This is a genomic window from Comamonas sp. BIGb0152 (assembly GCF_024809975.1).
Lineage (GTDB): Bacteria > Pseudomonadota > Gammaproteobacteria > Burkholderiales > Burkholderiaceae_C > Comamonas.
Window position 1 is genome coordinate 50,587 of sequence record NZ_JANUDY010000009.1, and the last position, 20,520, is coordinate 71,106.

Below are 20,520 nucleotides of genomic sequence, written 5' to 3' on the forward strand. Positions count from 1 at the left end.
TTTAAAAGCTGTATCCCAAGCGCACGTGCAAGCGGAAGCGTTCGTCTTTCAAGCCATAGGCCACATCGGCCTGCAGCGCACCCACGGGGCTGCGCCAGCGCAGGCCCGTGCCAATGCCCCAGTAGGGCGACAAATCACCGGCCTTGTCGGCGACCGAGCCCACATCGGCAAACACGGCCGATTCCCAGGCGCTGATCTCGCCATTGCGCACGAGGGGGCGCTGGTATTCGACACTGCCCACATACATGTAGCGGCCGCCATAGACCTGGTCATCGGCCACGCGGGTGCCGATCTTCTTGTAGCCATAGCCACGCACGGTGGTGTCGCCGCCGGTGATGAACAGCTGGGTGGCGGGGATCACGGCCGAGTCCTTGGCCACGATGGCACCGCCCTCGGCGCGCAGCGCAATGCGGGCGCTGCGCGAGCTGCCGTTGGGCGCTGTCACCTTGCCCGCTGGCACAAAGCCCTGCCAGCGCAGCAAGCTGCGCACAAAGGGTTCGCGGTCGGGGGTGATGGTGTAGCCCGCGCCCAGCTCGGCGGCAATGCCGTAGCCGCGCGTGGGGTCGGTGTTGTTGTTGAAGTAGCGGCCCGTCCAGCCGTAGTTGATGCTCAAGGCACTGCTGGAGGGGATTCGTTCCTGGCCCTGCACGGACGAGAAGTCGTATTGCAGGAAGGCGCTGCGGTCGATGTGGTCTGTGCTCTTTTTGTGGCCGCCGCGCAGCTGCATGGAGTTGACGTTGAAGTCGCCATTGAGCTCGCGCTTGAGCTCCCCCGCGCCGAAATAGGCCCAGCCACTTTCCTTGGGCAGGTCGGTCCACTCGGTGGACAGCAGCTTCTTGTCGCGCTCGAAAGAGAACTTGCTCACCGCCCGCCAGCCCAGACCGGGTATCTTGTTATGGGTGTGGTCCAGGCTCAGGCGTGGGCCGGTGTCGGTGGACATACCGATACCAAACACCACTTTTTGCAGCTTGGCCTCGCGCACCTGGGCCACCACGGGCGCTTCCTTGGGGTTGGGCGCTTCGGTGTCCAGGGTCAGGAACACCGAGTCGTAGTAGCCACTGGTTGCCAGTCGGGTCTGGGCGTCCAGCATGTCGGCTTCGCTGTAGTTCTGGCCGGTGGGCAAGCGGCCAATGCGGGCAATGCCCTGGGCGTCGTAGCGCTCAGCGCCTTCTATACGCAGCGGGCCAAACTTGTACAGGGCACCACTGTCGTAGCCTACGGACAGCTTGGCCTGGTTGGTGTCGCCATCGATGTCGGCGCGGCTGTTGCTGATTTTTGCCGTGGGGTAGCGGTTGCGCTGCAGGCTGCGCAGGCCCTCTGACTTGGCTCCGTCCCAGCCTTTTTGGGTAAAGCCCTCGCCAGGCTGCAGATCCCAGTTGCGCTCAAAGCGGGCGCGACGGCTGGCGAAATTCTTTTCCTCTGTCACTTCGCCGCTGTAGTCCAGCTGCACCTCGGCGACCGTGGTCTGCGGGCCGGGCTCGACCTCGATCATCAGCTGGGGACGGGTCTGGCTGTTTTCTGTGGATATGCCGCTGTCCGCGGGTGCAGCGCCGGTGTCGTAGACATCGATCTTGATCTCGGGGCTGAAGTAGCCCAGGGTGCCCAGCAGCTCACGCACATTCTCATCAGCGCCGCCGAGCAGGCGCGTCATCTCGCTCATCTGCAGCCCGGGAAAGTTGCGGTAGCGCTTGAGCTCCACATACTGCTCCAGGTACTCCTGCACCTTCTTGGGCGCCTTGACGGTGATATCAAACGCGGGCTCGCTGCTGGCATGCGTCGCGGTGTCGTCCGCGTCGTCGGCCTTGGGGGTGCTGCTGCAGCCTGCCAGCAGGGCAGCAGTAAGAATAAAAAACGCCGGCAGGACCGGCGTCGTCAGACGTTGTCGCATGGTCACTTAGACAGCAAGCGCATGGTGTCCTCCAGCCCTTTGAGTGACAGGGGAAACATGCGGTCGCCTACGAGTTGTTGTATCAGGCTGATGCTTTGGCGGTATTGCCAAACGCCTTGGGGTTCCGGATTGATCCAGGCGTGCTTGGGAAAGGCGTGGGTCAATCGCTTAAGCCACTCGGCCCCAGGCTCCTCATTGTTGTACTCAACAGAGCCTCCGGCTTGTAGGACTTCGTATGGACTCATTGTGGCATCGCCCACAAAGATGAGTTTGTAATCTTTGTTGTATTTTCTGATGATGTCCCAGGTGGGGAATTTCTCAGCGTAACGGCGTTTATTGTTCTTCCACATGTAGTCGTAGACGCAATTGTGAAAATAATAAAACTCCAGGTGTTTGAACTCGCTTTTGACGGCGCTGAATAGTTCTTCGACCCGCTGGATGTGGTCGTCCATGGTGCCGCCCACGTCCATCAGCAGCAGCACCTTTACATGGTTATGGCGCTCGGGCACCATCTTGATATCCAGATAACCGGCATTGGCGGCGGTGGCGCGAATGGTGTCTGGCAGGTCCAGCTCCAGCTCATTGCCTTCGCGGGCAAAGCGGCGCAGACGGCGCAGCGCCACCTTGATATTGCGGGTGCCCAGCTCTTGCGTGTCGTCGTAATCGCGGTAGGCGCGCTGCTCCCACACTTTGACAGCGCTGCGGCTTTTGCCGGGGCCGCCAATGCGTACGCCCGCCGGGTTGTAGCCGCCATGGCCAAAGGGGCTGGTGCCGTTGGTGCCAATCCATTTGTTGCCGCCTTCGTGCCGGCCTTTTTGCTCTTCCAGGCGCTTTTTGAGCGTCTCCATCAGCTCGTCCCAGCCCATCGCCTCGATGGCGGCCTTTTGTTCGGCGCTCAGCTCTTTTTCCAGCACCTGCTTGAGCCAGTCTTCGGGCAGCTCCTTCTTCCAGTCGGTGAGCATTTCCATGCCCTTGAAGTAGGCGCCAAAGGCCTGGTCGAACTTGTCGAACAGCTTTTCATCCTTGACCAGGCAAAGGCGGGCCAGAAAATAAAAATCGTCCAGGCTCCAGGCATCCTCGGAGCGCGGCCCGGCCAGGCCCTTGTCCAGTGCTTCGAGCAGGGTGAGCAGCTCCTTGACCGACACCGGCAACTTGGCCGCGCGCAAGGTGTAGAAAAAGTCTATCAACATGGTTTGTAAACAATCCGTAACAGTTTGGCGCTAGCCTCTCCAGTCTAAAGGGTACTCAGAGGGCAAGCTGTCATGGTGATGATCAAAACGGACAAGGCACGCCAGGCTTTGCGTGATCGGGGCAGCCTGTCCGTGCAGGAGCGCCAGATTCTGATCTTGTGCGATGGCAACCGCTCGCGTCAAGAGATTGCGCGTTGGGTCGGGGACAGTGCCGGCAGCGTCTTGGATGCCTTGGTCACGGCGGGTTATCTGGCCATGCACCAGCCTCCGGCACCGCCGCCACCCCCACCACCTTCGCTTCCACCGCCAGTCGCAGCCCCTGCGTCGTTACAGGGGGTGCCCAGCGCGCCCAGTGCGCCCGTGTATGTCGAGCAAACCCGCGCCAGCCAGGGCAGCAAACGTTCGCTGGCGGGCTGCAAGATGTATGCGGTGGGCATTTTGCAGATGCAGCGCAGTGCCGACGCGATGGCGCTGGCCGTGCGGGTGCAGCAAGCGGGCGACGAGACCGAGCTGCTGCTGGGCCTGTTAGACATGGTCAGCTTTCTGGAGCAGATGACCAACACCGGCTATGCCGACAATGTCAAAACCCATTTGCGGCAGATTCTGCCGGAGCAGTACCTGGGCGTGCTGAACCTGCAAACGGCCTAAGCAGCCACGCAGCGAGTCAGTCAAACACTCGTCAGCGCGGCTGGTTCAGCAGGTACAGCAGCTGCGCCTTGGCCTCGGGCCATTCACCGGCGAGCATGCTGTAGAGCACGGTGTCGCGCACGGTGCCATCGCGGCGCGGTGCATGGTGGCGGATGACGCCATCCTTCTTGGCGCCCAGGCGCTCAATGGCGCGCTGGCTGGCAAAGTTGTAGTTGTCGGTACGCCAGCCGACCACGGCGGCGCCCAGCGTCTCAAAAGCGTGGGTCAGCAGCAGCAGCTTGCAGGTGGTGTTGACATGGCTGCGCTGCACGCTGCGGGCGTACCAGGTGTAGCCAATCTCCACCCGCTTCAGCGCCGGGACAATATCGTGGAAGCTGCTGGTGCCCAGCAGCTGGCCGCTGGCCTCGTCCACCACGGCAAAGGGCATGCGGCTGCCGGCCTCGCGCATGGCCAGCGCCTGCTCGATGTAAGCCCGGGTGTTCTCGGGCTCGGGCACCGAGGTGACGCGGATGTTCCACAACTCACCGTCTTGCGCGGCGGCGCGCAGGCCGGCCTCATGCGCCAAGGTCAGGGGGGTCAGCAGCACGCCTCGGGCGCGCAGTTCAATGGGTTCTACAAAGGCCATATGGCTCTTTCCGGTTGCTTGTTTTAGGAGTTTTTGTCGGCCCTGCGGCTGCGCCAGCGCCGGGCCAGTTGCAGGCCAACGCCACCGCCCAGGCCCACCAGCACAATGGCTGCGATGCTGCCAGCGCCATAGCCTTCGGAGAACAGCTCCCAGCCCAGCAGGCTGCCCAGGCCCCAGCCCAGTATGGCGCCCGCGACAAAGCCGACGGCGTCCGTCAGCCCTTCGATCAGCAATTGCTGTGGCGTGGCCATGGGCGCTTTAGCGGTTGCGCTGGTTCATGAAGACCAGCTTTTCGAACAGGCTCACATCCTGCTCGTTTTTCAACAGGGCACCCACCAGCGGCGGGATGGCGATCTTTTGGTCTGCGGTCTGCAGCACTTCTGGCGGAATGTCTTCGGCCACCAGCAGTTTGAGCCAGTCGATCAGCTCGCTGGTGGAGGGCTTTTTCTTCAGGCCGGGCAGGTTGCGGATATCGAAGAACACCCGCATCGCTGCGGACAGCAGCTCTTGCTTGAGGGTGGGAAAGTGCACTTCAACGATCTGCTGCATCGTCTCGGCATCCGGGAACTTGATGTAGTGGAAAAAGCAGCGACGCAGAAAAGCATCAGGCAGCTCTTTTTCGTTGTTCGAGGTGATAAAGACCAGCGGGCGGTGCTTGGCGCGGATCATCTGGCGCGTCTCGTAGCAGTAGAACTCCATGCGATCGATTTCACGCAAGAGGTCATTTGGGAACTCGATATCCGCCTTGTCAATCTCGTCGATCAGCAGGGCCACCGGCTGGTCGGCCGTGAAGGCCTGCCACAGCACGCCCTTGATGATGTAGTTGTTGATGTCCTTGACGCGGCCGGCGCTTTCGGGATCGGCGAGCTGGCTGTCACGCAAACGACTGACTGCATCGTATTCATACAAACCCTGCTGCGCCTTGGTGGTGGACTTGATATGCCACTGCAGCAGCGGCATGCCTAACGCCTGTGCGACTTCCTCCGCCAGCATGGTTTTCCCTGTCCCTGGTTCCCCCTTGACGAGAAGCGGTCTTTGAAGGGTAATGGCCGCATTGACCGCCAGCATGAGGTCAGTGGTCGCGACGTAGTTCTGTGTGCCTTGGAATTTCATGGAAGTGGATGCAGAATCGTGATGACGGGGCCGGTACAGCGTTGACTATAAACCCAGATCTCCGCAGCAAAGCGGCGGCCTGAACCACACGATTGTGCGCACAATGAATAAAAGATGGACCACGATATTTGCCTTGCTTGTCGCGTCAGCGACCGGCGCTGTCTGCGCGCAGGAGATCAAGGGTAATGCCAAGGCGGCTGAAGGCAAGGTAGCGATGTGCATTGGCTGCCACGGCATTGTGGGCTACAAGGCCAGCTTTCCCGAGGTCTACCAGGTGCCCAAGATATCGGGCCAGAGCGAGAAATACATTGATGCGGCCCTGCATGCCTACAAGAAGGGCGACCGCAAACATCCCACCATGCGCGCGATTGCCGATTCACTGAGTGAGCAGGATATTGCGGACCTGGCCGCCTACTACGCGCAGCACACCGTGGGCGAAACCCAGCTGGCAGACAAGCCGTCCAAGGTGCCCAGTGCCGAGGTGGCGGAGCTGCTGAAAAAAGGCACCTGCGTCAGCTGCCATGGCGACAACTTCTCCAAGCCGCTCGATCCTTCATACGCCAAGCTGGGTGGTCAGCACCCTGACTACCTCTACGCGGCGCTGAAGTCTTACACCGTTGAGAAAAACACCCGCATCGGCCGCAACCACCCGATCATGGTCGGCATGGCCAAGCAGCTGACCCATGCTGAGATGAAGGCGCTGGCCAACTACATCGGCAGCCTGGATGGCCCCCTGCAGGTGGTGCCCGAGTCGCGCTTTCGCAGCAAGCAGGCGGCCAATTAAAGCGGTTGGCGGCTAGGCGCTCAGTCTTTGGTGGCCTGGCGCTGCACGGCGGCCACATAGGCATTGCCGTCGGGCGGGCGGCCCGAGCGCTGGCTCTCCCACAGCATCGTTCCCAGGCACTCCATCGTCACATGGTGGGCATCATGCAGTGAGCCCAGGCGCTTGGCCAGCAGCTCCACCGCCTGGCGAATGCCACGCGGCTGGTCGATGCTGCACTGCTCGCTGATGGACAGGTGCATCGACAGGTGCAAAAACGGATTGGTCTTGTCCGGCGTCAGGTCGTAGTTGCGGGCAATGGCCGCATCCACATCGCTCAAATCTGCACGGTATTCCGGGTGCTCATCGATCCACAGCGCGGCCAGGGTTTCGATGGCCTCCATCGGCAGACCCGCCTGCTGCTTGGCATAAACAGCACAAAAAAATCGCCGAACATCGGCTTGGGAGGGGTTGAACATAGGGCGCAGAGCGTAGCACGCACGTAGCGGCTACGCTGGGCTGTGGTTAAGCCGCTATGGCTAGGCCGCAGTGGTTCAAGCGTGGCCGTTGAGCCAGAGGCTCAAATCTGGCTGTGCGGGTCTTCGGGCGGTGGCGGGTAGGGGCTGCTGGGGGCGTCCTTGGCTTCCTGTACTTGGTCCTGGCGTTCCTGGCGCTCGCGCATCATCTGCTCGACCAGCTGCTCGCGCCCTTGTTTGGCCACGGCCAGCATGGTTTCGCGGTCATGGTGGTGCTCGTACATCTTGTCCGACAGCTCGATGTTGTGCGCGCGGAACACGGTGACCACGTACTGCGCGTCTTCGGCGCTGTAGCCCATCAGCTCCAGGGCTTTCTCTGCCGTTTGCAGGCTGGAGTCAAACACCTCGCGGTCGACATGGTGCACACCCATGTCGCGCAGCGCATACCAGTGGGCTACATCCTTAGCCCGGGCGACGATCTTGAGATGCGGAAAATGCTGCTGCACCAGCCGCACGATCTGGTTGGTCTGCAGCTCATCATCCACCGCGATGACCATCACCTCGGCCTTTTCGGCACCCGCGATGCGCAGCAGATCTTGTCGCGTGGCATCGCCGTAGAACACCCGGTAACCAAAGTTCTGGGCCACCTGCAGCATCTCCACGCTGTGGTCCAGGATGACGGCCTTGATGCCCTGGCTCAGCAGCACGCGGGTGACGATCTGGCCGTAGCGGCCAAAGCCGGCGATCAGCACCGTGGCCTCTTGCTGCTCGCTCAGTTCTGCGGGGGTGTCAGCGCCTTTGCTCAGGTTGGCAAAGCGTGGCATCAGCCAGCGGTCCATCGCCGCCACGATGAGCGGCGTGGCCACCATCGAGATGGCGACCGAGCCGATCAGCAGGGAGGACTGCTGGGGCGTCAGGATGCGCTGCGCCTGGGCGGCGCTGAACACCACAAAGGCGAATTCACCACCCTGGGCCAGCAGCAAGGTGAAAAGCGGCCGCTCCTGCACGGGCATGCGCAGCACTTTGGCCAGGCCATAGATGACCACGGACTTGATCAGCAGGAACAGCAGCACCAGCACCAGCATGGTCAGCGGCGCCTGCAGGATGACGGAGAAATCGATGCTCATGCCCACTGCAATGAAAAACAGGCCCAAGAGCAAGCCCTTGAAGGGCTCGATATCGGTCTCCAGCTCGGCGCGGAACTCGCTATCCGCCAGCAGCACGCCGGCAAGAAAAGCGCCCAGCGCCATCGACAGGCCGATCTGCAGCATCAAAAAGGCAATGCCCACCACCAGCAGCAAGGCGGTGGCGGTGGATATCTCGCGCGACTCACTTTGCGCGATCCAGCGCAGCACCGGGCGCAACAGGTAGCGGCCCACCAGAATCACGGCCACGATGATGGCCAGGGTTTTGCCGATCTCCATCAGGATGTTGCCGTCGTTCTGCGCGGCCTGTTGGCCCACGGCCAGCAGCGGAATCAGCGCCAGGATGGGGATGGCGGCCACGTCCTGGAACAGCAAGATCGCAAAGCTGGTCTTGCCGCTGGTGGTGGACATTAAATTGCGCTCGGCAATGCTTTGCAGTGCGATCGCGGTGGACGACAGCGCCAGGCCCAGCGCGGCAACCAGTGCCAGATGCCAGTCATAGCCAAAGGCCAGGCCAGCCGTAAACAGGCCGGCCGTACACAGCACGACCTGGGCGGTGCCCACGCCAAAAATCGGCCGGCGCATGCTCCACAGCCGGCTGGGCTGCAGCTCCAGCCCGATCAGGAACAGCATCAGCACCACGCCAAATTCGGAAAAGTGCAGGATGTCCTGCACATTGCTGACCAGTTGCAGCCCGCTGGGCCCGATGAAGATGCCAGCCACCAGGTAGCCAATGATGGTGCCCAGGCCCAGCGCGCGCGATATCGGCACGGCGATGACGGCGGCGGCCAGGTAGAGGAAGGTGTAGGTAAGCCAGGCGGGAGCGTGTTCCATGCTTGCGGTTTGTTATGGATGTTTTGTGGTTGCGGAGCACAGATTACTTTTTTTTGCCGTGTCACGGTATTTTCTTGCAATGTTTTGCGGTTGGCGCTTGTGGGTATTGCCGCACTAGCTATCAAAAAATACTTGTATGGCACTGGCTGCGGCGCGCTTGGTGCTGGCGGGTCGGCGCGATAATCCTCGCTTTGCCCGTTTCCGGGCGAGCTTGCAGCGGACTGATCCGCTGCCCCAGGATGAACCATGGATTTGCATACTTGGATGGCGTATCTCGTAGCGGCTTGCATCATTGCCGTGTCCCCCGGATCGGGAGCGGTGTTGTCAATGAGCCACGGGCTGTCGTATGGCGTGCGCAAGACCAGCGCCACCATCCTGGGCCTGCAACTGGGCCTGCTGCTGATCTTGCTGATTGCCGGTGCTGGCGTGGGTTCGCTGCTGATCGCGTCCGAGACCGCCTTCAATGTCGTCAAGATCGTCGGCGCCTGTTACCTGATCTACATCGGCTTTGCGCAGTGGCGCGCCAAGGGCGGCATCATGGATGCCCAGACGGAAGAGCCCGCCAGCGGCAGCTGGCAAAAGCGGGCCTTGAGCGGTTTTCTGACCAATGCCACCAACCCCAAGGGCATCATCTTCATGGTGGCGGTGCTGCCCCAGTTCATGACGCCGGACCGCCCGCTGTGGCTGCAGCTGCTGATTCTGGCTGCCACCACCTTGGCGGTGGACACCATCGTCATGCACGGCTATGCCGGCAGCGCCAGTGTGCTGCGCCGCCTGCTGCGCGACAGCCGCGCCATGCGCATCCAGAACAAGGTGTTTGGCGGCCTGCTGATGCTGGTGGGCATGGGCCTGTTCTTCGTCAAGCGCACGCAAAGCGCGGCTTGAGCCCGAGATAGCCCAGGCTGGGGTAGCGGGGCTGGGGGGTGTTTACTGTGCTGGCGCGCCGTCCGGCATCGCAAAGCCGTTCTGGCGCCAGGCCTCGAACACTGTCACTGCCACCGCATTGGACAGGTTAAGGCTGCGCTGGCCTGTCACCATCGGCAGGCGCACCCGCTGGCTCGTAGGAAAGCTGTCGCGCACGGCGATCGGCAAACCCCGAGTCTCACAGCCAAACACCAGCCAGTCGCCGGGCTGAAAGCGCACATCAAACGCGGGGCTGCTGCCATGGGTGGTCATCGCAAACATGCGGTCGGGCGCGGGCTGTAGATGTTCGATAAATGCCTCCCAGCTGGCATGGCGCTGGGTGGCGGCGTACTCGTGGTAATCCAGCCCTGCGCGGCGCATCAAGCGGTCTTCCATCGAAAAGCCCAGCGGCTCGATCAGGTGCAAGCGGCTACCGGTATTGGCACACAGACGGATGACATTGCCGGTGTTGGGGGGGATTTCGGGTTCGACCAGGACGACGTTGAACATGGCAATTGCGCAAAAACAAGGGCGCCAGTGTAGCGGCCCCGCCAAACAACGGTGGCCTGCTGCGCTATTGGCCCGGCGCGGGCGTTCTGGCAAACACCAGGGCCTGCACTGCAGGCACGCCCTGCGCCTGCAGCAGCTGCGCCACGGCGCCCAGGGTGGCGCCGGTCGTCATCACATCGTCAATCAAGAGTGGGCACTTACCTAAATCACGCGCCTGCAGCCCTGGGCGCAGCGCAAAGGCGTGGCGCAGGTTGCGCAGCCGGGCAGCGCGGTCCAGGCCCGTTTGGGCGGGGGTGTCTACCAGCCGCTCCAGGTAACGCGGCGCCACAGCTGCCAGCCGCAGCCCGGCGGGGCCCTGGCGGCACAAGGCCTTGGCCAGCAGCAGTGCCTGGTTGTAGCCGCGCTCACGCATGCGGGCGGCAGACAGGGGGATCGGCAGGATGACGCTGGCCTGCTGCAGGCTCTCCAGCACGCCGGGGGTGCGCAGCAGCAATTGCGCCATGCGGTTTGCCCATGCCAGTTGCTGGTGAAATTTGAGCCGCAGCACCATGCCATCCCAAGGCGGGCTATAGTCCACGGCGGCATGGCAGCGCTGCAACAAAGGTGTATCGCGCAGGCAGCCGGCGCAGACTTGGCTGCTGGCTGGCAAGGGCAGGGCGCAGCGGCTGCAGCGACGCAGATCGGGCTGCCAGCACACCTGGGCGCAGGGCCCGCAGATCCAGTCACTGGGCCAGCTGCGGCAGACCAGGCACTGGCTGGGCACATGGTTCAGCAGCTGGGCCGCACGCTGCCACAGGCTGGGCCGGTGCTTGTCGGGTGTCGCTGCTGTCATTGCATTAATACCAATCAATAATCTGCGCGCCAAAGCGCAGGTGTTCCCCCATGGCTGAATTTACCGCACCTCCGTCGATTGACCCCAACGCTGCCCTTGGCTGGCAGCGCCGCGCGCCTGCGCACAGCCCCTGGCTGCACGAAGAAGTGGGCCGTCGCATGCAGGATCGCCTGCAATGGATTGTGCAAAAGCCCGAGGCCTGGTGCAGCTGGGAGCCCGTGTACGGCGGGCTGGAGGCGCACCAGCAGGTGGCAGAGCGCTACCCGGCCGCCGACATCCATATCGTGGAAAGCCGCCCGGCCCATGCCGCGCTGCTGCGCAGCCAGCTGGACAAACCCTGGTGGGCGCTGAGCCGCTGGCGCCAGGCCAAGCTGCACTGGGGCCTGCCTGCGGCCGGAAGTGTGCAGATGCTTTGGGCCAATATGGCCTTGCACCAGCACCCCAACCCGCAGCAGCTGTTGCAGACCTGGCACCAGAGTCTGGCGGTCAATGGCTTTGTGATGTTTTCTTGCTTCGGGCCCGATACCCTCAAAGAGCTGCGGGAGGCCTACGCCAGCCAGGGCTGGCCCGCTGCCAGCCATGAGTTCACCGACATGCACGACTGGGGCGACATGCTGGTGCAGGCCGGCTTTGCCGAGCCGGTGATGGACATGGAGCGCATCAGCTTGTCGTATTCAGGCGCCGCCCAATTGCGCGCCGAGCTGCGCGAGCTGGGCCGCAACCTGCACCCAGCCCGCTTTGGCGGCCTGCGCGGCCGCCAGTGGCGTGAGCAGCTGGACGCTTTGCTGGCCGCCAAGCTGGCCGATGCCCAAGAGCAAGGGCGCCTGGTGCTCTCCTTCGAGATCATCTACGGCCATGCCTTCAAACCCACACCGCGCATGAAAGTGCAGGGTGAGAGCAGCATCAGCGTGCAGGACATGCAGCAGATGCTGCGCCAGGGGCGCATGGGCTAGTACCGGAAGGCCTTGGCGGTTGGCGCTGATATACAACGCATCCGCAGGATCAGCAGGCGTCATGCCGCAGGTATTAACACATTCAGGCGCTGTCTAGTATTGGACAGTCGCTGTTGTGAATCTCCTATGATCCCGGGATTGCATGGGTTGCAATCTTGCGCGGTTGCGGCCATGCTCGCTGTAATGACAAAGTGGCATGGGTGCAAGCGGAGATGCACCCGGCGGTGTCTGCACCACGCGGTTGGATGGTTTCCCCAGCTATCCCAGCCTGCCCCTATAACGATGAGAAGATGAGAAGTAAGTGACAACTATGAAAAGTGATTCTCATAAGCTGGCTTCTTTGCTGCTGGTGATTGCATCCGGCCTCGCGTCCGCAGCGCATGCGGTGCAAAGTCTGCCGGGCGGCCCAGCGGTCGGGCAAATGAACCTGGCGCCCCCCGTCACCCGCATTGCCCAGGAGCAGCACACGCTGCACTGGATGATGCTCTGGATCTGCACCATCATCTTTGTCGGCGTGTTCGCGGTGATGTTCTATTCCATCTGGAAGCACCGCAAATCCAAAGGCGCCGTCCCCGCCACCTTCCATGAATCGGTCACGGTCGAAGTCACCTGGACCGTGCTGCCTTTCATCATCGTCATCCTGATGGCCTTGCCCGCGACCAAGGTGCTGGTCGCGCAAAAGGACACCACCAATGCCGACCTGACGATCAAGGTCACCGGCTACCAGTGGAAATGGGGCTATGACTACCTGACTGGCGAAGGCGAAGGCCTGGGCTTTATCTCCACCCTGGACAGCGGCCAGCGCGCCATGTCGAACAGCGGCGATGTCTCCAAGGCCCCCAATGACTACCTGCTGCGCGTGGACAAACCTTTGGTCGTGCCGGTCGACAAAAAGGTGCGCATCATCACCACCGCCGCCGATGTGATCCACTCGTTCATGGTGCCTGCCTTCGGTATCAAACAGGATGCGATTCCCGGCTTTGTGCGCGACACCTGGTTCCGCGCCGAGAAAACCGGCGACTACTACGGCCAGTGCGCCGAGCTCTGTGGCAAGGAACATGCCTACATGCCCATCCATGTGAAGGTGTTGTCGGCCAGTGATTACACCGCATGGGTGGCTGAGCAAAAGAAGCTGCTCGCCGCCCAGGCCGATGACCCCAACAAGGTCTGGGAGCTGGCTGCGCTGGTGGCCCGGGGCGAGAAGGTCTATGCCGCCAACTGCGCCGCCTGCCACCAGGCCAACGGCAAGGGCGCAGGCCCCATCAAGGCCTTGGATGGCAGCCCCGTCGTGCTCGGCCCCACGGCCGACATGATGCACGCCGTGCTGGAAGGCCGCGCCAACGGCGCCATGCCGTCGTGGAAGCAGCTGAGCGATACCGACCTGGCAGCGGTCGTTACCTTTACCAAAAACCACTGGGGCAACAAGACCGGCACCATGGTGCAGCCGGCCCAGTTTGTGGCGGCGCGTACCGGCAAATTCCCAGAAGGCGGCGGCACGGCGGCCGCAGCGGGTGCTGCTGAAGCCGCCCCTGCACCCGCCGCAGCAGCGCCTGCCGATACAGCGGCGGCACCTGCTGTCCCTGCGGCCTCGGCGTCTAGTCCGGCCGCAGCCGCTGCTGCACCGGCAGAAGCGCCCGTCTCCCAAATCCTGTTTGCCAGCGGCAAGAGCGATCTCGACAGCCAGGCCCAAGATGCGGTGAAAAAGGCGGCTACGACCTTGGCTGGCCAAAGCGGCAAGGTGGCGTTGTCCGGTTTTGTCGATGGCACCGGCAATGCCGACCAGAATGCGGTGCTGGCCAAGGAGCGCGCCCAGGCAGTGGCCAAGCTGCTGGTAGCGCAAGGCGTGGCAGAAGCACGCATTGAGATGCGCAAACCCCAAGCCATTACCGCAGGTGAGGGCGCTGACAGCCAGGCGCGCCGTGTTGATATTCTTGCTGCACCCTAAAGCGTGCAAGCCCCAGAAGAGCCATCGGAGTCAAGATTTATGAGCGCTGTTCTCCCCACAGACCCCAGCCATAGCGACCACGGCCATGCAGCGCCGGGCCACGCTGACCACGCCCATGATGACCACCACCATGGCGCGCCCACGGGCTGGCGGCGCTGGGTGTTTGCCACCAACCACAAAGACATTGGCACGCTCTACCTGCTGTTCTCGTTCACGATGCTGATGGTGGGCGGCGTGCTGGCGCTGCTGATCCGCGCCGAGCTGTTCCAGCCGGGGCTGCAATTGGTCAACCCCGAGCTGTTCAACCAGCTGACGACGATGCACGGGCTGATCATGGTGTTCGGCGCGATCATGCCGGCCTTTGTCGGCTTTGCGAACTGGATGCTGCCGCTGCAGATTGGCGCCAGCGACATGGCCTTTGCGCGCATGAACAACTTCAGCTTCTGGCTGATGATTCCGGCCGGCCTGATGCTGGTGGGCTCGTTCTTTATGCCTGGCGGCGCGCCAGCTGCGGGCTGGACCTTGTATGCGCCGCTGACCCTGCAAATGGGTCCGTCGATGGACACCAGCATCTTTGCGATGCACATCATGGGCGCATCGTCCATCATGGGCTCGATCAACATCATCGTCACCATTCTGAACATGCGCGCGCCGGGCATGACCTTGATGAAGATGCCGATGTTCGCCTGGACCTGGCTGATCACCGCCTACCTGCTGATCGCCGTGATGCCGGTGCTGGCCGGCGCCATCACGATGACCTTGACGGACCGCCACTTCGGCACCAGCTTCTTCAACCCCGCTGGCGGTGGTGATCCGGTGATGTACCAGCATATCTTCTGGTTCTTCGGCCACCCCGAGGTCTACATCATGATCTTGCCGGCCTTTGGCATCATCAGCCAGATCGTGCCGGCCTTCAGCCGCAAGAAGCTGTTTGGCTATGCCTCAATGGTCTACGCGGTGGCGGCGATTGCGATCCTGTCCTTCATCGTCTGGGCGCACCATATGTTCACTACCGGCATGCCGGTGACGGGCCAGCTGTTCTTCATGTACGCGACCATGCTGATCTCGGTGCCGACGGCCGTGAAGATCTTCAACTGGGTGGCGACGATGTGGCGCGGCTCGATGACCTTCGAGACCCCCATGCTGTTCTCGGTGGGTTTTATCTTTGTGTTCACGATGGGCGGCTTTACCGGCCTGATCCTGTCGATGGCGCCGATCGATATCCAGCTGCAGGACACCTACTACGTGGTGGCCCACTTCCACTATGTGCTGGTAGCGGGTTCGCTGTTCTCGATGTTCGCCGGCTACTACTACTGGGCGCCCAAGTGGACCGGCGTGATGTACTCCGAAGCACGCGGCCGCATCCATTTCTGGGGCTCGCTGATCTTCTTCAATATCACCTTCTTCCCGATGCACTTTCTGGGCTTGGCCGGCATGCCACGCCGCTACGCCGACTACCCGATGCAGTTTGCCGATTTCAACATGATCGCCTCAATCGGTGCCTTCGGCTTTGGTTTCATGCAGGTGTACTTCTTCGCCTTTGTGGTCTGGCCTGCCATGCGCCACCGGGGCGAGAAAGCGCCCCAAAAGCCCTGGGAAGGTGCCGAAGGCCTGGAGTGGGAAGTTCCCTCCCCCGCGCCTTTCCACACCTTTGAGACCCCGCCCAAGCTGGACGCTACCGCCACCAAGGTGATTGGATGACCAGTCCGGCGCAGCGCAAGGCCAACCGGCGATTGGCATGGATTTTGGCGTCGATCGCAGTGGCGTTCTTTATCGGATTCTTGGTAAAAATGACGGTGCTCTAGCAGCACAGGGAGCAGCAGGTGAGCAGACACGCAGAAAACGCGAAGATGGTGGGAAAGCTGGCCGTGGTCGCCTTTGGCATGTTTGCCTTCGGCTATGCGCTGATCCCGCTGTACAAGCGCATCTGCGAGGTCACGGGCATCAATATTCTGGCGCTGACCGAGCGCGATGTGCCGGGCAATGGCACGGCGGGCAAGAACGTCAAGCTCAACAGCCAGATCGACGAGAGCCGCACCATCACCGTGGAGTTCGATGCGAATGCGCGCGGGCCCTGGAGCTTCAAGCCGGCGGTGCGCTCGATGCAGGTGCATCCCGGCGCGCTGAGCACGGTGATGTACGAGTTCCGCAATGAGCAGGACCACCGCATGTCGGCACAGGCGATTCCCAGCTATGCGCCCAAACAGGCGGCACCGTATTTCAACAAGCTGGAATGCTTTTGCTTTAACCAGTACACCCTGGAGCCCGGCGAGCAGCGCGAGTGGCCAGTGGCCTTTGTCATCGACCCCAAGCTGTCCAAGGATGTGACGACCATCACCTTGTCCTATACCTTCTTTGAGGTCGGTGGCCGTATCCCCGCAGCGCCTGCATCGACGGCGGTGCTGGTGCCTGCGGTCCCAGGCAGCCCGGTGCAAGCAGGGGCATCCTGATGGCCAGCGCGCCCGGCCCCCATCCGCCGCGCAAAGGCAATCTGTGGCGCACCGTCAAGGCCGTGGCCTGGTCCATGCTGGGGGTGCGCAAGAGTTCGGAATGGCAGGAGGATGGCGTGCAAGTCACGCCGTTGCAGGTGATCGCTGTAGGCTTGGTCGCGATTTTCCTGTTTGTCTTGGGGTTGATGGCCCTGGTGCAGTGGCTGGTTTGATGCCAGTATCGGCATCGTCGAAGAATGAATTAAACAACTATCAGGAGCAGCGATGAGTGCGACACCCCATGGCACCACACCGTACTACTATGTTCCGGCCGAGTCCCGCCACCCGGTGATGGCGGCCATTGGCCTGGGCTTTGTGATTGCCGGTGCAGGCAACTGGGTCAACGGCCACACCTGGGGCATGTACCTGCTCTTTGTCGGCATTGCCTGGTGGCTGTTTGTGCTCTACCAGTGGTTTGGCGATGCGATCCGCGAGAGCGAGCAGGGGCTGTACAGCCACCGCATCGACCTGTCCTACCGCTGGAGCATGAGCTGGTTCATCTTCTCGGAGGTGATGTTCTTTGGCGCCTTCTTCACCGCGCTGTGGTGGGCCCGGGCCCATTCGCTGCCAGCATTGGGCAGCTTGGACAATGCCATTCTCTGGCCCGACTTCAAGGCCGTCTGGCCGAGTGTGGAAATGGGCGCCACCGGCTCGCCGGCGGGCACGGTCGATCCGTTCCAGACCGTGGGCCCTTTCTGGCTGCCCACCATCAATACCGCTTTGCTGCTGACATCGGGTGTCACCCTGACCATTGCCCACCATGCACTGCAGGCCGATATGCGCCGCAAATGCATCCGCTTCATGTGGATGACTGTCGTGCTGGGCATCATCTTCCTGTGCGTACAGGGCTATGAGTACTACCACCTCTACACCGAACTGAACCTCAAGCTCAACTCCGGTGCTTACGGCTCCACCTTCTACATGCTCACGGGCTTCCACGGCCTGCATGTGTTTGTGGGCATGCTCATGCTGCTGGTCATTACCTTGCGTCTGCAAAAAGGCCATTTCACGGCCAAGAAGCATTTTGGCTTTGAAGGGGCAGCCTGGTACTGGCACTTTGTTGATGTGGTCTGGCTGGGCCTTTACGTCGTCGTCTACTGGATGTGAGAGCGACGGGCTTGGCGCGCTGTGGGTGCGCAGGCCCGACTCTTGGAAGAGGGTGCTTAAGCCCCCAGCGGAATGCCATGGGGCTGCAAGTAGCCCAGCTTCCAGGCCAGCAAGATGCCGGCAAACACCAACACGGATATCGCTATGCGCAAGGTCAGCGCCCAGGCCATGCGCTTGCTACCGGCTTCGGACTGGTTGCCGCGCAACATGAACAGCCCGGCAGCGGCCAGGCAGGCGAGTATCACCACAAAGGCGAGTGCGATGAGCAGGTGCATGGTGCTGTCCTCGGAAATTTTTAACGGCAGGGTATGTAGGCTGGCGATGTGTACCGCCGCATCCCGGTGCTTGCTGCCATTGTGCGGCAGCACTAAGCAGGGCACCATCGGCGGCCACCCCAATGCCATCCGCTTTTTGGTCGCAGATGCGGGTCGTGCTGGCTGCGGATATCGGCGCACGGTATAACCCACAGATGCCCGCTGTATCCGCCTCTCCCTCCGCCGTCGAACGCAATGAACGCCTGCGTTTTTTGCTGATCACCATAGCCGCAGCGGCCTCGATGCTGCTGACCGCCTCGCTGGGATTCTGGCAGCTGCGCCGCGCCGATCAGAAGCTGGCCTACCAGGCACAGCTGGATGCCCGTGCCGCCTTGCCGGCGCTGGACGGGGCCAGCTTGCTGCAGCCCATGGGCGAGGCCGAAAGGGCCAGCCTGCAGCACCGGCAGGTGGTACTGCGTGGTGAATGGTTGCCCGCGTACACCGTCTACCTGGACAACCGCCAGATGCAGGCGCGCCCCGGCTTCTATGTGCTGACGCCGCTGCGCTTGCTGGGCGAGGCAGCCCCAGGCCAGCCGCAGACCGTGCTGGTGCAGCGCGGCTGGGCACCCCGCAATTTTGAAGACCGGCTGACCTTGCCTGATGTGCAAACGCCTGCGGGTACTGTGCAAGTGCAGGGCCGCGTTGCGGGCCAGCCGGCACGGCTTTTCGAGCTGCCGACGCCCGCCGGTACCCCAGGGGTTTCCCGAATCCGGCAAAATCTCGATACCGACAGTTACGCGCAGGAGACAGGCCAGGCCCTGGCTGCGCTGACCGTGGTGCAGACGGGGCCGTCCAGTGATGGCCTTTTGCGCGACTGGTCCGTAGTAGGCAGCGGCGTGGAAAAGCATTATGGTTATGCATTTCAATGGTTTGGTCTGTGTAGCCTGATTGCGATCCTCTATGTCTGGTTCCAAATTGTCCGACGTGTCCTTCGACGCCGCCGCCACGCAGGCACCACCGCCCGCGGATGAGGCGCTGCTGGGCCTGACCGTGCATGGCTTGCCGCCTGCCGAGCAGGCCGAGGCGGCGCTGGAGGTGGCTGAGCGTTCGCGCAGCGGCCGCCTCAAGATGCTGCTGGTGCTGCTGGTCTGTGCGGCACCGGTGATTGCCTCCTACTTCACCTATTACGTGATCCGGCCCGAGGGGCGGCGCAATTTTGGCGAGCTGGTCAGCCAGCAACCGACGATTCCGGCCGCGCAGGTGCAAACCCTCGATGGCCAGCCCTTTGATCTGCAAAGCCTCAAGGGGCAGTGGTTGCTGCTGAGCGCCTCGGGCGCGGCCTGCGACGAGGTCTGCCAGAACAACCTCTACCTGCAGCGCCAGTTGCGCGAGAGCCTGGGCCGCGAAAAAGACCGGCTGGACTGGGTCTGGCTGGTCACCGATGACGGCGTGCCACCTCCGGCGCTGCGCGCCGCGATGGACCAGGCCACCGTGCTGCGGGTGCCCCAGGCGCTGGTGGCCCAGTGGCTGCAGCCGGCCGCCGGCCAGCAGCTGGGCGAACATTTGTATGTGGTGGACCCGCTGGGCCACTGGATGATGCGGTTTCCGGCCCGGCTTGACCGCTCCGATGCGGCCAAGGCGCGCAAGGATCTGGAGCGCTTGCTGCGTGCGTCGTCCAGTTGGGACCAGGAAGGGCGGTAGTGGATAGCTAGTATGACTTCGCAGGATTTGTATGATTTCGCGCCGCTGGCGCGGTTGTTGCTCACGGGCGCCATCATTGCGCTGGGGCCGATTGTCTGGATTTGGTGGCGCCACCGGGGTGCTACACCGCTCAAGCGCCTGCAGGTGCTGGCGGTATTGACCCTGTTCCTGTCTTTTGATCTGGTGATGTTTGGCGCATTTACGCGCTTGACCGATTCCGGCCTAGGCTGCCCCGACTGGCCGGGCTGCTACGGCAATGCCAGCCCGATCGGCGCGCATGCCGAGATTTCCGCCGCGCAAGCGGCCATGCCGACCGGGCCGGTCACGCATGGCAAGGCCTGGGTGGAGATGATCCACCGCTACCTGGCTACCGCCGTGGGCGGCCTGATCATTGTGCTGACCGCCAGCGCCTGGCTGCAGCGCAAACGTGCGGGGGCGCAGCCGATCAGCCCCTGGTGGCCCACGGTCACCCTGGTCTGGGTGCTGATCCAGGGCGCCTTTGGAGCGCTGACGGTGACCATGAAACTTTTCCCGGCGATCGTGACCCTGCACCTGCTGGGCGGCACGGTGCTGCTGATGCTATTAACCGTGCAGGCAACGCGCCACACGCAATTTGCCGATAATCTAGGGTTAGTCCCAGTGCCACGCCTGTTGCGCGGCATGGTCATGGTCACCGCGCTGCTGGTGTTTGCGCAGGTGACCTTGGGTGGCTGGGTCAGTACCAACTATGCGGTGCTGGCCTGCACTAGCTTTCCGATGTGCAATGGCGCTTGGTGGCCAGCAATGAACTTTGATGGCTTCCAGATCTGGCGCCCGCTGGGGTTCCTGGCCGACGGCGCGCACATTAGCTATGAAGCGCTGGTGGCCATCCACTACATGCACCGGCTGTTTGCCTATCTGGTGATCGCCGCCTTGCTGTGGCTGGGATGGACCTTGCGCACCGTGCCGCTGCTCAGGCAGCAGCGCCGCTGGCTGATTGGCCTGACGGTGCTGCAGTTTGCCACCGGGCTGTCGAATGTGGTGCTGGACTGGCCGATGCTGGCGGCCGTTTTGCACACCGGGGGCGCTGCCGCCATCATGGTGGTGCTGACCTGGATCTGGTGTACTGCAGGCCCCAAACCTGCCCGCAGTGCTGCGAGCTGATTAC

23 protein-coding genes are annotated in these 20,520 nt (G+C 62.5%); 13 read left to right on the forward strand and 10 right to left on the reverse strand.

Going from position 1 to position 20,520, the window contains the following annotated elements; translation table 11 throughout:
- Position 1: 1 nt before the first annotated feature.
- Together M2375_RS16950 and M2375_RS16955 are read right to left on the reverse strand one after the other, a co-directional pair.
- A complete protein-coding gene (locus M2375_RS16950) occupies positions 2-1,888 on the reverse strand; it encodes an autotransporter assembly complex family protein (protein ID WP_259169054.1) in 1,887 nt (628 codons plus the stop codon).
- Positions 1,889-1,890: 2 nt separating this feature from the next.
- Positions 1,891-3,078, reverse strand: a complete 1,188-nt coding sequence (locus M2375_RS16955) for a VWA domain-containing protein (protein ID WP_021025348.1) — start codon at positions 3,076-3,078, stop codon at positions 1,891-1,893.
- Positions 3,079-3,150: 72 nt separating this feature from the next.
- Here M2375_RS16955 and M2375_RS16960 point away from each other — a divergent pair, with 72 nt between their 5' ends.
- Complete coding sequence (locus M2375_RS16960; RefSeq protein ID WP_259169055.1) at positions 3,151-3,726, forward strand: hypothetical protein; 576 nt, start codon at positions 3,151-3,153, stop codon at positions 3,724-3,726.
- Positions 3,727-3,757: 31 nt separating this feature from the next.
- On the opposite strand, the gene M2375_RS16965 is transcribed toward M2375_RS16960, so the two are convergent.
- The 3 genes from M2375_RS16965 to M2375_RS16975 are packed head-to-tail and all read right to left on the reverse strand — an operon-like array spanning position 3,758 to position 5,464.
- Entirely contained in the window at positions 3,758-4,351 is a 594-nt protein-coding gene (locus M2375_RS16965) for a GNAT family N-acetyltransferase (RefSeq protein WP_259169056.1), read from the reverse strand.
- A gap of 23 nt (positions 4,352-4,374) precedes the next feature.
- Positions 4,375-4,602, reverse strand: a complete 228-nt coding sequence (locus M2375_RS16970) for a hypothetical protein (RefSeq protein WP_259169057.1) — start codon at positions 4,600-4,602, stop codon at positions 4,375-4,377.
- A gap of 7 nt (positions 4,603-4,609) precedes the next feature.
- A complete protein-coding gene (locus M2375_RS16975) occupies positions 4,610-5,464 on the reverse strand; it encodes a MoxR family ATPase (protein ID WP_259169058.1) in 855 nt (284 codons plus the stop codon).
- Positions 5,465-5,567: 103 nt separating this feature from the next.
- Here M2375_RS16975 and M2375_RS16980 point away from each other — a divergent pair, with 103 nt between their 5' ends.
- Positions 5,568-6,248 (forward strand): cytochrome c, encoded by a 681-nt coding sequence (locus tag M2375_RS16980; protein ID WP_259169059.1) that lies wholly within the window; start codon positions 5,568-5,570, stop codon positions 6,246-6,248.
- Between the two features lie 20 nt (positions 6,249-6,268).
- Here M2375_RS16980 and M2375_RS16985 read toward each other — a convergent pair whose 3' ends face one another.
- Complete coding sequence (locus tag M2375_RS16985) at positions 6,269-6,703, reverse strand: DUF1841 family protein (protein ID WP_182327056.1); 435 nt, start codon at positions 6,701-6,703, stop codon at positions 6,269-6,271.
- A 101-nt stretch (positions 6,704-6,804) separates the two neighbouring features.
- Positions 6,805-8,679: a glutathione-regulated potassium-efflux system protein KefC gene (kefC, locus tag M2375_RS16990; protein WP_259169061.1), complete on the reverse strand. Its 1,875-nt coding sequence runs from the start codon at positions 8,677-8,679 to the stop codon at positions 6,805-6,807.
- A 246-nt stretch (positions 8,680-8,925) separates the two neighbouring features.
- Between kefC and M2375_RS16995 the strand changes: the two genes are divergently transcribed.
- The gene (locus M2375_RS16995) at positions 8,926-9,564 is read left to right on the forward strand and encodes a LysE family transporter (RefSeq protein WP_259169062.1); all 639 of its coding nucleotides are present in this window, start codon (positions 8,926-8,928) and stop codon (positions 9,562-9,564) included.
- Positions 9,565-9,606: 42 nt separating this feature from the next.
- On the opposite strand, the gene trmL is transcribed toward M2375_RS16995, so the two are convergent.
- Complete coding sequence (trmL, locus tag M2375_RS17000) at positions 9,607-10,092, reverse strand: tRNA (uridine(34)/cytosine(34)/5-carboxymethylaminomethyluridine(34)-2'-O)-methyltransferase TrmL (protein WP_259169063.1); 486 nt, start codon at positions 10,090-10,092, stop codon at positions 9,607-9,609.
- Positions 10,093-10,156: 64 nt separating this feature from the next.
- A complete protein-coding gene (locus tag M2375_RS17005; RefSeq protein ID WP_259169064.1) occupies positions 10,157-10,924 on the reverse strand; it encodes a ComF family protein in 768 nt (255 codons plus the stop codon).
- 50 nt (positions 10,925-10,974) lie between these two features.
- Between M2375_RS17005 and M2375_RS17010 the strand changes: the two genes are divergently transcribed.
- The 7 genes from M2375_RS17010 (at position 10,975) to M2375_RS17040 (ending at position 17,418) form a co-directional block, all read left to right on the forward strand.
- Positions 10,975-11,877 (forward strand): biotin synthase, encoded by a 903-nt coding sequence (locus tag M2375_RS17010; protein WP_259169065.1) that lies wholly within the window; start codon positions 10,975-10,977, stop codon positions 11,875-11,877.
- Positions 11,878-12,187: 310 nt separating this feature from the next.
- Positions 12,188-13,822, forward strand: coding sequence for a cytochrome c oxidase subunit II (gene coxB, locus M2375_RS17015; RefSeq protein ID WP_259169066.1), 1,635 nt, complete (start codon positions 12,188-12,190; stop codon positions 13,820-13,822).
- 39 nt (positions 13,823-13,861) lie between these two features.
- Positions 13,862-15,523 (forward strand): cytochrome c oxidase subunit I, encoded by a 1,662-nt coding sequence (gene ctaD / locus M2375_RS17020; protein ID WP_259169068.1) that lies wholly within the window; start codon positions 13,862-13,864, stop codon positions 15,521-15,523.
- Entirely contained in the window at positions 15,520-15,627 is a 108-nt protein-coding gene (locus M2375_RS17025; RefSeq protein ID WP_259169070.1) for a cytochrome oxidase small assembly protein, read from the forward strand. The genes ctaD and M2375_RS17025 overlap by 4 nt, the downstream gene beginning before the upstream one ends.
- Positions 15,628-15,645: 18 nt before the next feature.
- Positions 15,646-16,272 carry a cytochrome c oxidase assembly protein gene (locus M2375_RS17030; RefSeq protein WP_259169071.1) on the forward strand — a complete coding sequence of 209 codons (627 nt, stop codon included), beginning with the start codon at positions 15,646-15,648 and terminating at the stop codon, positions 16,270-16,272.
- Positions 16,272-16,484 carry a DUF2970 domain-containing protein gene (locus M2375_RS17035; protein WP_259169072.1) on the forward strand — a complete coding sequence of 71 codons (213 nt, stop codon included), beginning with the start codon at positions 16,272-16,274 and terminating at the stop codon, positions 16,482-16,484. The genes M2375_RS17030 and M2375_RS17035 overlap by 1 nt, the downstream gene beginning before the upstream one ends.
- Positions 16,485-16,536: 52 nt before the next feature.
- The gene (locus tag M2375_RS17040) at positions 16,537-17,418 is read left to right on the forward strand and encodes a cytochrome c oxidase subunit 3 (RefSeq protein WP_259169073.1); all 882 of its coding nucleotides are present in this window, start codon (positions 16,537-16,539) and stop codon (positions 17,416-17,418) included.
- Positions 17,419-17,474: 56 nt separating this feature from the next.
- Here M2375_RS17040 and M2375_RS17045 read toward each other — a convergent pair whose 3' ends face one another.
- On the reverse strand, positions 17,475-17,693 hold the full coding sequence (locus tag M2375_RS17045) for a DUF2909 domain-containing protein (RefSeq protein ID WP_259169074.1): 219 nt from the start codon (positions 17,691-17,693) through the stop codon (positions 17,475-17,477).
- A 194-nt stretch (positions 17,694-17,887) separates the two neighbouring features.
- On the opposite strand from M2375_RS17045, the gene M2375_RS17050 reads away from it, so the two are divergent.
- The 3 genes from M2375_RS17050 to M2375_RS17060 are packed head-to-tail and all read left to right on the forward strand — an operon-like array spanning position 17,888 to position 20,516.
- Entirely contained in the window at positions 17,888-18,703 is an 816-nt protein-coding gene (locus tag M2375_RS17050) for an SURF1 family protein (RefSeq protein ID WP_259169267.1), read from the forward strand.
- Positions 18,633-19,373, forward strand: coding sequence for a hypothetical protein (locus M2375_RS17055; RefSeq protein WP_259169075.1), 741 nt, complete (start codon positions 18,633-18,635; stop codon positions 19,371-19,373). Before M2375_RS17050 ends, M2375_RS17055 begins: the two co-directional genes overlap by 71 nt.
- A gap of 12 nt (positions 19,374-19,385) precedes the next feature.
- Positions 19,386-20,516, forward strand: coding sequence for a heme A synthase (locus M2375_RS17060; protein ID WP_259169076.1), 1,131 nt, complete (start codon positions 19,386-19,388; stop codon positions 20,514-20,516).
- The last annotated feature ends 4 nt before the right edge of the window (positions 20,517-20,520 follow it).

Coding starts and splice junctions, on each gene's coding strand:
- M2375_RS16985 (WP_182327056.1), bottom strand. CDS start 6,703: ATGTTCAACCCCTCCCAAGCCGATGTTCGGCGATTTTTTTGTGCTGTT.
- M2375_RS17055 (WP_259169075.1), top strand. CDS start 18,633: ATGTCTGGTTCCAAATTGTCCGACGTGTCCTTCGACGCCGCCGCCACG.
- M2375_RS17035 (WP_259169072.1), top strand. CDS start 16,272: ATGGCCAGCGCGCCCGGCCCCCATCCGCCGCGCAAAGGCAATCTGTGG.
- M2375_RS17005 (WP_259169064.1), bottom strand. CDS start 10,924: ATGACAGCAGCGACACCCGACAAGCACCGGCCCAGCCTGTGGCAGCGT.
- M2375_RS17025 (WP_259169070.1), top strand. CDS start 15,520: ATGACCAGTCCGGCGCAGCGCAAGGCCAACCGGCGATTGGCATGGATT.
- coxB (WP_259169066.1), top strand. CDS start 12,188: ATGAAAAGTGATTCTCATAAGCTGGCTTCTTTGCTGCTGGTGATTGCA.
- M2375_RS16970 (WP_259169057.1), bottom strand. CDS start 4,602: ATGGCCACGCCACAGCAATTGCTGATCGAAGGGCTGACGGACGCCGTC.
- M2375_RS16955 (WP_021025348.1), bottom strand. CDS start 3,078: ATGTTGATAGACTTTTTCTACACCTTGCGCGCGGCCAAGTTGCCGGTG.
- ctaD (WP_259169068.1), top strand. CDS start 13,862: ATGAGCGCTGTTCTCCCCACAGACCCCAGCCATAGCGACCACGGCCAT.
- M2375_RS17050 (WP_259169267.1), top strand. CDS start 17,888: ATGCCCGCTGTATCCGCCTCTCCCTCCGCCGTCGAACGCAATGAACGC.
- M2375_RS17010 (WP_259169065.1), top strand. CDS start 10,975: ATGGCTGAATTTACCGCACCTCCGTCGATTGACCCCAACGCTGCCCTT.
- M2375_RS16975 (WP_259169058.1), bottom strand. CDS start 5,464: ATGAAATTCCAAGGCACACAGAACTACGTCGCGACCACTGACCTCATG.
- M2375_RS16965 (WP_259169056.1), bottom strand. CDS start 4,351: ATGGCCTTTGTAGAACCCATTGAACTGCGCGCCCGAGGCGTGCTGCTG.
- trmL (WP_259169063.1), bottom strand. CDS start 10,092: ATGTTCAACGTCGTCCTGGTCGAACCCGAAATCCCCCCCAACACCGGC.
- M2375_RS16950 (WP_259169054.1), bottom strand. CDS start 1,888: ATGCGACAACGTCTGACGACGCCGGTCCTGCCGGCGTTTTTTATTCTT.
- kefC (WP_259169061.1), bottom strand. CDS start 8,679: ATGGAACACGCTCCCGCCTGGCTTACCTACACCTTCCTCTACCTGGCC.
- M2375_RS16995 (WP_259169062.1), top strand. CDS start 8,926: ATGGATTTGCATACTTGGATGGCGTATCTCGTAGCGGCTTGCATCATT.
- M2375_RS17045 (WP_259169074.1), bottom strand. CDS start 17,693: ATGCACCTGCTCATCGCACTCGCCTTTGTGGTGATACTCGCCTGCCTG.
- M2375_RS16980 (WP_259169059.1), top strand. CDS start 5,568: ATGAATAAAAGATGGACCACGATATTTGCCTTGCTTGTCGCGTCAGCG.
- M2375_RS17040 (WP_259169073.1), top strand. CDS start 16,537: ATGAGTGCGACACCCCATGGCACCACACCGTACTACTATGTTCCGGCC.
- M2375_RS17060 (WP_259169076.1), top strand. CDS start 19,386: ATGACTTCGCAGGATTTGTATGATTTCGCGCCGCTGGCGCGGTTGTTG.
- M2375_RS16960 (WP_259169055.1), top strand. CDS start 3,151: ATGGTGATGATCAAAACGGACAAGGCACGCCAGGCTTTGCGTGATCGG.